Source organism: Frankia gtarii, from assembly GCF_025403375.1.
Classification (GTDB): Bacteria; Actinomycetota; Actinomycetes; order Frankiales; family Frankiaceae; genus Frankia; species Frankia gtarii.
In genome coordinates this window covers 1-9236 of sequence record NZ_JAMPTM010000260.1, presented here as the reverse complement: position 1 = coordinate 9236, position 9236 = coordinate 1, and the positions used below count along the sequence as shown (strand labels likewise).

Sequence of the window (9236 nt, the reverse complement as noted above, 5' to 3'; positions counted from 1 at the left end):
GTGCGGTACTGCCGGGCGGGCGGGCCGTTGCAGGTGGGTCGTCGTCGCCGGCCGGACGGGGCCGCCCGCCGGGCCGGCGACGACGTGTCGACCCCCGTTTCGGCACGGAGGTGCCCGGAGTGATCTTTACGCTGAACATGCGGCTTTAGCTGGGTGTCGGGTTTACCGTGGCTAGCATGGCGTCGCGGCATCAGGACCCGTTCGAGGGGCTTCGCCTGGATGAGCGATTCGTCCGCGGAGCCCGCTTCCTCGAACCGTCCGCGGCCGAACGCGGCCGGCAGCACGATCGGAGCGTATCCAGCCGCTGCCAGGTGGTTCCCGCTCCCCGAGGGCTTCCCGGGTTCTTCCACCGGCTCGTGTCGCCGCCGAAGCCGCCGGGGCGCTCCTGGCAGATCGCTCAGATGGTCACCTTCATCGCCATCATCGTCGGGATGATCACCATCACGGTGGTGGCGTTGCGACAGACGGCGACCCGGGGCGGGCCGGGCACCGCCACCCGTCTGAGTTCAACGACCGCGTCGCAGGGCGGCTCGGCAAGCGGCGCCGGTGCGGTGCGCGCGGTCACCGGTTCTCCGGCCGGCCCACCTGCCGGTTTTGCGGTCAGCCCGGCGCTGCTGGCCGCCCTTCATCGCGGCGACTGCCTGAACTGGACGCCCTACCAGCCCAGCGCACCCGTGCCGATCGCGCCGGTGGTCCCGGTCCGGGTCGGCTGTGACCGGCCGCACATCGACGAGGTCACCCGGCTGGTCAATCTCGCTTCGATGTTCGGCCGCTGGCCCGGCGCGTCGGCGGTGGCCCAGGCGGCGGACGCACGCTGCGCCGGGGCGCTGCGCGACTTCGCCGGGGCCATCGACGCCACCCCGCACCTCATCGTCGGCACGATCTATCCCTCCGAGCCGAGCTGGCAGGAGGGCGCCAGGTTGGTCGCCTGTACCGTGCGCACCGACGACCTGCACGTCCGCACCGGTCGGTTCCGGGTCGTCGGCTTGATCGGTACCTGAGGCGCGCCGGCCCACCTGAGGCGCGCCGGGCCACTACCGTCTGATCGTTGTGGCATCGGGTATCGTTGATCCGCGATGCGTGCGCTGCTCCTCCTTAGCCGCCGCGGCGGGGCCTGATCCAGCTGGCTTCCCCGTCGCGGTGTTCTCGTGCGCCAGCGTCGGGATCCCCGCAGTCACGGTGGCCCGGCGGTCACGCCCAGCTCGGGCGGCCGTCCGTCCGATGCCGCGGAGGGATCTGCCGGCCCCCAAGTCCCCTGTGCGAGCGTGAGATCCGGTCGCCGTGGGGCTCTTTCGAGGAAGCAGGAGCACGATGACCACGCAGCAGCCGTCCGGCATGCCGATCGAGAAGTACCAGGCTTTCACCCCCGTCCCGCTGCCGGACCGGACCTGGCCCGAGAAGTCGATCACCCGCGCCCCGCAGTGGTGCAGCGTCGACCTGCGCGACGGCAACCAGGCACTGATCGACCCGATGACCCCCGCACGCAAGATGCAGATGTTCGAGCTGCTGGTCGCGATGGGCTACAAGGAGATCGAGGTCGGGTTCCCCGCCGCGAGCCAGACCGACTTCGACTTCATCCGCCAGCTCATCGAGACCGACCGCATCCCGGATGACGTCACCGTCCAGGTGCTGACCCAGGCGCGCGAGGAGCTGATCGAGCGGACGGCAGCGTCGCTGGTGGGTGCCGACCGGGCACTGATCCACCTGTACAACTCGACGTCGACGCTGCAGCGCCGCGTCGTGTTCGGCCTGGACCGGGCCGGCGTCACCGAGATCGCCGTGCAGGGCGCGCGCTGGTGCGTCCAGTACGCCGAGAAGCTGCTCGAGGGCACCGACGTGCGCTGGCAGTACAGCCCGGAGTCGTTCACCGGCACCGAGCTGGACTACGCCGTCGAGGTGTGCGAGGCGGTCATGGACGTGTGGTCGCCGACGCCGCAGCGGCCGGTCGTGCTGAACCTGCCGGCGACGGTCGAGATGTCGACGCCGAACGTCTACGCGGACCAGATCGAATGGGTCGGGCGGAACCTGAGCCGGCGCGACGCCGTGATCCTGTCGCTGCATCCGCACAACGACCGGGGCTGCGCGGTCGCCGCGGCGGAGCTCGGCGTGCTGGCCGGCGCGGACCGGATCGAGGGCTGCCTGTTCGGCAACGGCGAGCGCACCGGCAACGTCTGCCTGGTCACCCTCGGTCTGAACCTGTTCTCGCAGGGCGTCGACCCGATGATCGACTTTTCGGACATCGACGGGATCCGTCGTGCGGTCGAGTACTGCAACCAGCTGCCCGTGCACCCCCGCCACCCCTACGGCGGCGACCTGGTCTACACCGCCTTCTCCGGCTCGCACCAGGACGCGATCAAGAAGGGCCTGGAGGCGATGGAGCGGACCGGCCAGATCCGGTGGGAGGTGCCCTACCTGCCGATCGACCCCAAGGACGTGGGCCGCACCTACGAGGCCGTCATCCGGGTGAACAGCCAGTCCGGTAAGGGCGGCGTCGCCTACCTGCTGAAGTCGGAGCACTCGCTGGAACTGCCGCGACGGCTGCAGATCGAGTTCTCCAGGGTCGTGCAGCGCCACACCGACACCGAGGGCGGCGAGGTCACCGCCGCGCAGCTGTGGCAGATCTTTCGCAGCGAGTACTTCCTCGACGGCGCCGAGACGGCGGGCCCGCTGGAGCTGCTGGGATCGCGGACGAACGCCGCCTCGGGGGAACGCGACGAGGTCTCCGTCTCGGTGCGGTTCGACGGTGCGGACTCGGTGATCACCGGGGTCGGCAACGGCCCCATCGACGCCTTCGTGGCCGCCCTGGCGACCCGTGCCCTGACCGTGCGCATCCTCGACTACAACGAGCACGCCCTGGGCTCGGGCGCCGACGCCCAGGCGGCGGCCTACCTCGAGGTCTCCGTCGACGACCGGATCTACTGGGGCGTCGGCATCGATCCCAACATCGTCACGGCGTCGCTGCGTGCCGTGGTGAGCGCGGTCAACCGTGCCTCTCGTGACCGGGCGGCGGCGCCCGCGCTGGCCGTTGCGGCGCCGAGGGACGCCGGTCAGGCCGCCGCACCGGTGGCCTGAGACCCCCAGGCGCGGACGTGCCCGCGGCCTGCGGCGGCTCCGCGCCGCCGCAGGCCGATCCACCCCGCGGCGAACCTCGCGATGATCAGTCGCGGAGATCTGCCGGTTCCACGTCCCGAACGCTGCGGCGGATCTGGCTTTGCAGCGTCTCCGGGACATCGGTCAAGCCATGATCCACGCGGGCGTGGGTGTCCATGGCGCGGAGTAGCTCCTCCTCGCTGGACGCGATGATGCGCGTCTCGCACCCGTGAATGATCGCGCCACAGTCGAGTTTCCTCATGGCGGCCCGTTGAACGGTGATCTCCGAGAGCGGGGAACGACCTCCGGCGGTCGGGCTCGGGGACATCAGCGCCTGTGCGGTCCAATATCGGTTTCGTCTCATGTGGACATTTCCGCGAGACGCGGCATCAGGCGCTCCATCCGTACCAGGCCGAGGGTTCGACCCATCTCGGCCCCGATTATCACGGGTCGAACCGGCTGGCCCTGGCGCGGGTCAGGCGTGCGGCCGCGCCACCTCCGTCGCGGCTTCTCGCAGCGGTGTCGGGGTGAGCCGAAACGCTGTCACCCGCCGGTTCCGGCTACAGTCGGGCACATGAGGCTTGCGGTGATCGGCGGCGACGGGATCGGCCCCGAGGTGGTGGCGGAGGGGCTGCGGGTACTGCGGGCCGTGCACCCCAAGGTCGACACCACCGAGTACGACCTGGGCGCCCGGCGTTGGCACCAGACCGGAGAAACGCTGCCCGACTCGGTGCTCGAGGAGCTGCGCGGGCACGACGCGATCCTGCTCGGCGCGGTCGGTGACCCGGGGGTGCCGAGCGGTGTGCTCGAACGCGGCCTGCTGCTGCGGCTGCGCTTCGAGCTCGATCACCACGTCAACCTGCGGCCGGTGCGCCTTTACCCCGGGGTCGCCTCGCCGCTGGCCGGCGAGCCGACGATCGACATGATCGTGGTGCGTGAGGGTACCGAGGGGCCGTACGCGGGCGCCGGTGGCGTGCTGCGGCGGGGGACGCCGTACGAGGTGGCCACCGAGGAGAGCCTCAACACCCGCTATGGCGTCGAGCGGGTCGTGCGGGACGCCTTCCGTCGGGCCGCTCGCCGAGAGCGCCGCCATCTCACCCTCGTGCACAAGAACAACGTGCTGACGAAGGCCGGCGACCTGTGGTCGCGTACGGTTGCCGAGGTGGCGCCCGAGTTTTCCGACGTGCGGGTCGATTACCAGCACGTGGACGCGGCCTCGATGTTCTTCGTGACCGATCCGGGACGGTTCGACGTCGTGGTCACCGACAACATGTTCGGCGACATCATCACCGACATTGGTGCCGCGATCACCGGTGGCATCGGGCTGGCCGCCAGCGGCAACCTCGACCCGTCCGGCGCCCACCCGAGCATGTTCGAGCCGGTCCACGGCAGCGCGCCCGACATCGCCGGCAAGCAGCTCGCCGACCCGACGGCGACGGTCGCCTCCGTCGCGATGCTGCTCGACCATCTCGGGCACGCCGAGGAGGCGGCCAGGGTCGAGGCCGCGGTTGCCGCGTCACTCGCGGACCGGGCGGGCGCGGGCGCCGCGGCGCTGTCGACCCGAGAGCGCGGCGAGGACCTCGCCACTCGCGCAGCCGGCTAGATCCCCGTTCGGCCGGCGCGCCCGCCCTGCGCGCCCGCCCTGCGCCGTTGTGTCGTAGCTGGCGGTTCGCCCGCCGGGTGCGCCTGGCCGCCGACGCCGGTCGTCTGCCGTTCTCGTGGTATCTCCCGCCATGCGGCGAGGCGGTTATCCTCGCAGGGGAGCCGTAGCTCCGGCGGACGGCAGCCGACGGGGCCCACCATGGCGATGATCGGCCAGTTCGTCCTCCCTGTTCGCTTCGTCGATCCTGGCCTGGAGTGCGCTGTGCCCATCACCCCCACCTCGAAGATCTGGATGAGTGGCAACCTCGTCGATTGGGACGACGCCCGCATCCATGTGCTCAACCCGACCCTGCACTACGGCTGGGGCGTGTTCGAGGGCATCCGCTGTTACGAGACGGCCGACGGCCCCGCCGTCTTCCGGCTGACAGATCACATCGCTCGCCTGTACCGCAGCGCGAAGATCTACGTGATGGAGCCCTCCTTCACCCAGGAGCAGGTGGTCGCTGCCACCAAGGAGACCATCGCGGTCAACGACATCTCCTCCTGCTACATCCGGCCCCTGGTCTACCTCGGGTACGGGGAGATGGGGCTCAACCCGCTGCCCTCGCCGGTCGAGGTGATGATCGCGGTCTGGCCGTGGGGCGCTTACCTCGGCGAGGAGGCCGAGGCGAACGGCGTGCGGGCGGTGATCTCCTCCTGGAAGCGAAACGACCCCAACATCACCCCGCCGGCGGCGAAGGCATCCGGGCAGTATCTGAACTCGTCGCTGGCGAAGGTCGCGGCGGTCAAGGCGGGTTACGACGAGGCCATCCTGACCAGCCCGAACGGTCACATCGCGGACGGAACCGGCGAGAACGTCTTCATCGTCTCCGGCCGCCGGGTCATCACTCCGCTGCTGAGCGACGGGCCGCTGGGCGGCATCACCCGTGCCTCGATCATGCAGATCGCCTCCGACCAGGGCTACGAGGTGATCGAGCAGCACGTTGTGCGCACCGACCTCTACCTGGCCGACGAGGCATTCTTCACCGGGACGGCGGCCGAGATCGTGCCCATCGTCGCGGTCGACGACCGACAGGTCGGGACCGGCAAGCCGGGTCCGGTGACCCGCGAGCTGTTGGAGATCTTCCACCGGGCCACGCGGGGCGAGCTGGACCGCTACCGCTCCTGGAACGAGCTCGTCCGGGACTAGGCGGTCCTACCGCGTGGTCAAGGTCACAACACGGCCACGTCGCATTCCGTTTCGCCCTGGTCAACGCGCCCCGTAGGGCCTACCGTCGCGAGTAGCGAGCTTCACGAATGCACAAGCGCTGCGAGGGCGTCGTGGAGCTCGCGGACCGGCATCGCCACCGTGTCAGAGGGTACTGCCGGGGTTTCGGTCGGTATCGCGGGGTTCGGAGGGCGCCATGCGCGTTGCGGAGGGGATGAGTTCCCTTGTTCTCATGATCGGCCCGGGACACACGCTCCGGCAGGCGGCGCGGCTGATGGCCGCTCGCAAGGTGGGTGCGGCGGTCGTCCACGACGCGGACAGTCAGGGCTATGGAATTTTGACCGAACGGGACATTCTCTGTTCGATCGCCGCGGAACAGGACCCGGATATCGAGATCGCGGGCGACCACCTCACCCGCGATGTCGTCTTCGCGGATCCGGGCTGGTCACTCGACGATGCCGCCGCCGCAATGTTGCGTGGAGGTTTTCGTCATCTCATCGTCACATCGGGTGGTGGAGTGGCTGGAATTCTCTCCATGCGCGACGTCGTGCGGTGCTGGAGTAACCAACGTGTAACGGTATAATGCCGGCGTGACGTACGCCAAGGATATTCCCGATGCGCCGTCCGCTTCAGATCCGAATTCTCCGGTGGCTGCGGAACATCAGCCGGCGCAACGGCGCTACGGTCACCGCATGCACGACAATGAGGCGGTCGCCCTGCTTCGAGCAACCACGCTGCTGAAAGAGCTGGACGAGGAGGATCTGCTGCGGCTCGCCTCTCGGGCGGTCGCGCGGAGATTCCGTCGCGGGCAGGTTGTCTTCACCGAGGGTGAACCGGGAGACACTCTCCTCGTGGTGGCCACGGGGCGGCTCAAGGTGCTCACCAAGGCCGACGACGGTCGCGATCATGTGCTGAACATCGCCGGCCCGCGGGAGACGTTGGGCGAGCTCAACATTGTCGAAGCGGGGACGAGGTCCGCCAGCGTCGAGGCCCTGGAACCCACCACGGCGTTGGTCCTCGACCGGACCGCTGTGTGGGAACTCGTCCGGGAGCGCCCGGCCGTTGCCGAGCAGCTCATCCGGGCGCTCGTCGCCCACGTCCGCAGGCTCACCGGAGCAAACGCCGACCTCGTCTTCCTCGACCTGCCGCGCCGTGTGGCGAAGCTGCTGCTGCTGCGGATGCGGGAAGCCGGCCGGCCGGTCATCGAGCTCGGCCTCACCCAGACCGAGATCGCCTCGTTGCTCGGCGGTTCCCGGCAGTCCGTCAACCAGGCTCTGCGCGAGTTCGAGCGGCGTACCTGGATTCTTGCGGAGGGGCAGACGATCACGATTCTCCAGGTCGACCGCCTGCGTCGCTTCGCCGGCGACTAGAGAGCCTGCCCCGGCTGGTGTCGAGGTCGCGGGTGGTCTCCAGGGAATCGGGTGGAGTGTGTTGCGTGCCACACTTTTTACATGTCGAGTCTGTTGCATCGTAGGCTTGTCACCCGGCGGCGAACCCGTCTCCGTCGCGCGCTCCGGTCGCTGACCCATGGGACCGGGCGCGTGGCGGCCCCCATGGTCCCCGAACCCTGCCGGACGTCGGTGCCGGAGCACGGTCCGAGCGCGGCTCGGTGGGAGGCGGGACGGCCGTGTCGGACGCGGTGCCACGGCCCCCGATCCACCGGAGAGGCGCCCCCGTGCGGCCATACGATCCCGATTCCCTGCACATCTACGACACCACCCTGCGCGACGGTACGCAGCAGGAAGGGCTGTCGCTCTCGGTCGGTGACAAGCTCTCGGTGGCCCGCCACCTCGATGATCTCGGTGTCGGCTTCATCGAGGGTGGCTGGCCGGGATCCAACCCGAAAGACGCGGAGTTCTTCGCCCGGGCCCGCACCGAGCTGACGCTGACGACCGCGGTGCTGACCGCTTTCGGGGCGACTCGGCGCGCCGGCCGCGTGGCGGCGGACGATCCCCAGGTGGCGGCCCTGCGGGAAGCCGGCACAGCGGTGGTCTGCCTGGTCGCGAAATCGGATCTGCGGCACGTCGAGCGCGCGTTGCGCACGAGCCCCAACGAGAACCTGGCGATGATCCGGGACACCGTCGCCCACCTGTGCGCCGAGGGCAAGCGGGTCTTCCTCGACGCCGAGCACTTCTTCGACGGCTACCGGGTCCATCCTGAGTACGCCCTCGAAGTGGTCAACGTCGCGGCCGAGGCCGGCGCCGAGGTCGTCGTGTTGTGCGACACGAACGGCGGCATGCTCCCCACCCGCGTCGGCGCCGTGGTTGCCGAGGTACTTGCCGGGACCGGTGCGCGGCTGGGCATCCACTGCCACGACGACGCCGACTGCGCAGTGGCGAACACGCTGGTCGCCGTCGAGGCAGGGGTCACCCACGTGCAGGGCACGGCGAACGGCTACGGCGAGCGGTGCGGCAACGCGAACCTGCTCAGCGTCATCGCCGGTCTGGAGACCAAGCTCGGCCGCGCCGCACTGCCACCGGGGCGGCTGCGGGAACTCGTTCGGGTCTCCCATGCCATCGACGAAGTCACCAACTCGGTTCCGGACCCGCACCGGCCCTACGTCGGCGCGAGTGCGTTCGCGCACAAGGCCGGGCTGCACGCCAGCGCTGTCAAGATCGACCCCGACATGTATCAGCACATCGACCCGGCAGCAGTCGGCAGCGACATGCGCATGCTGGTCTCCGAACTGGCCGGTCGCGCGACCATCGAGCTCAAGGGGCGTGAGCTCGGGCTCGATCTGTCCAACGAGCGTGAGGCCCTCGGCCGGGTCGTGGACCTGGTCAAGGAGCGCGAGGCCACCGGGTTTGCCTACGAGGCGGCCGAGGCATCGTTCGAACTGCTGCTGCGCGACGAGGTGACGGGTCGCCAACGCTTCTACTCCCTGGAATCCTGGCGGGTGATCGTCGAACAGCGCTCCGACGGCCAGGTGGTCAGCGAGGCGACTGTCAAACTCACCTCGCACGGGGTCCGCCATGTCGCCACCGCCGAGGGCAACGGGCCCGTGAACGCCCTCGACACCGCCTTGCGCGACGCCCTGGAGAAGGCCTACCCCGGCCTGGCCGACCTGGAGCTCGTCGACTACAAGGTCCGCATCCTCGACGGCAAGCAGGGCACCGGGGCGGTCACCCGGGTCCTGGTCGGCACGAGCGACGGGCGTTCACGCTGGGACACCATCGGCGTCGACGAGAACATCATCGCGGCCTCCTGGTCCGCCCTCGAGGACGCGGTGAACTTCGGGCTGCGGCGGCAGGGCGAGCGCGCTGATCCGAACGCCACCTGAGCGACCGTCGACACCCCTTGGTGGGGGGGGCGGCCGGGGGCCGGCGCGGCCCCCGGC

The 9236-nt window shown here is 69.8% G+C and carries 8 protein-coding genes and 1 pseudogene; 8 read left to right on the top strand and 1 reads right to left on the bottom strand.

The genetic code is table 11. From position 1 onward, the window contains the following. Positions 1-176 precede the first annotated feature (176 nt). The 3 genes and pseudogenes from NBZ83_RS34665 to leuA form a co-directional block, all read left to right on the top strand. Positions 177-275, top strand: a pseudogene (locus tag NBZ83_RS34665) (SCO2583/SCO2584 N-terminal domain-containing protein); the annotation flags it as partial. Positions 276-401: 126 nt separating this feature from the next. Further along, the gene (locus tag NBZ83_RS26160; protein ID WP_261575989.1) at positions 402-1001 is read left to right on the top strand and encodes a septum formation family protein; all 600 of its coding nucleotides are present in this window, start codon (positions 402-404) and stop codon (positions 999-1001) included. Between the two features lie 310 nt (positions 1002-1311). Further along, positions 1312-3072: a 2-isopropylmalate synthase gene (gene leuA / locus NBZ83_RS26155; RefSeq protein WP_261568281.1), complete on the top strand. Its 1761-nt coding sequence runs from the start codon at positions 1312-1314 to the stop codon at positions 3070-3072. A gap of 85 nt (positions 3073-3157) precedes the next feature. Here the strand turns inward: leuA and NBZ83_RS26150 are convergent, their stop codons facing one another. Beyond that, positions 3158-3352 (bottom strand): DUF1059 domain-containing protein, encoded by a 195-nt coding sequence (locus tag NBZ83_RS26150; RefSeq protein ID WP_261568280.1) that lies wholly within the window; start codon positions 3350-3352, stop codon positions 3158-3160. 312 nt (positions 3353-3664) lie between these two features. Between NBZ83_RS26150 and NBZ83_RS26145 the strand changes: the two genes are divergently transcribed. The 5 genes from NBZ83_RS26145 to cimA all read left to right on the top strand — a co-directional run bounded on the left by NBZ83_RS26145 (position 3665) and on the right by cimA (position 9179). Continuing rightward, positions 3665-4693: a 3-isopropylmalate dehydrogenase gene (locus tag NBZ83_RS26145; RefSeq protein ID WP_261568279.1), complete on the top strand. Its 1029-nt coding sequence runs from the start codon at positions 3665-3667 to the stop codon at positions 4691-4693. Positions 4694-4954: 261 nt separating this feature from the next. Further along, the gene (locus NBZ83_RS26140; RefSeq protein WP_261568300.1) at positions 4955-5881 is read left to right on the top strand and encodes a branched-chain amino acid transaminase; all 927 of its coding nucleotides are present in this window, start codon (positions 4955-4957) and stop codon (positions 5879-5881) included. Positions 5882-6095: 214 nt separating this feature from the next. Continuing rightward, the gene (locus NBZ83_RS26135) at positions 6096-6482 is read left to right on the top strand and encodes a CBS domain-containing protein (protein ID WP_261568277.1); all 387 of its coding nucleotides are present in this window, start codon (positions 6096-6098) and stop codon (positions 6480-6482) included. Between the two features lie 109 nt (positions 6483-6591). Then, positions 6592-7269 carry a Crp/Fnr family transcriptional regulator gene (locus tag NBZ83_RS26130; protein ID WP_261568276.1) on the top strand — a complete coding sequence of 226 codons (678 nt, stop codon included), beginning with the start codon at positions 6592-6594 and terminating at the stop codon, positions 7267-7269. Between the two features lie 305 nt (positions 7270-7574). Beyond that, positions 7575-9179: a citramalate synthase gene (gene cimA, locus NBZ83_RS26125; protein ID WP_261575988.1), complete on the top strand. Its 1605-nt coding sequence runs from the start codon at positions 7575-7577 to the stop codon at positions 9177-9179. The last annotated feature ends 57 nt before the right edge of the window (positions 9180-9236 follow it).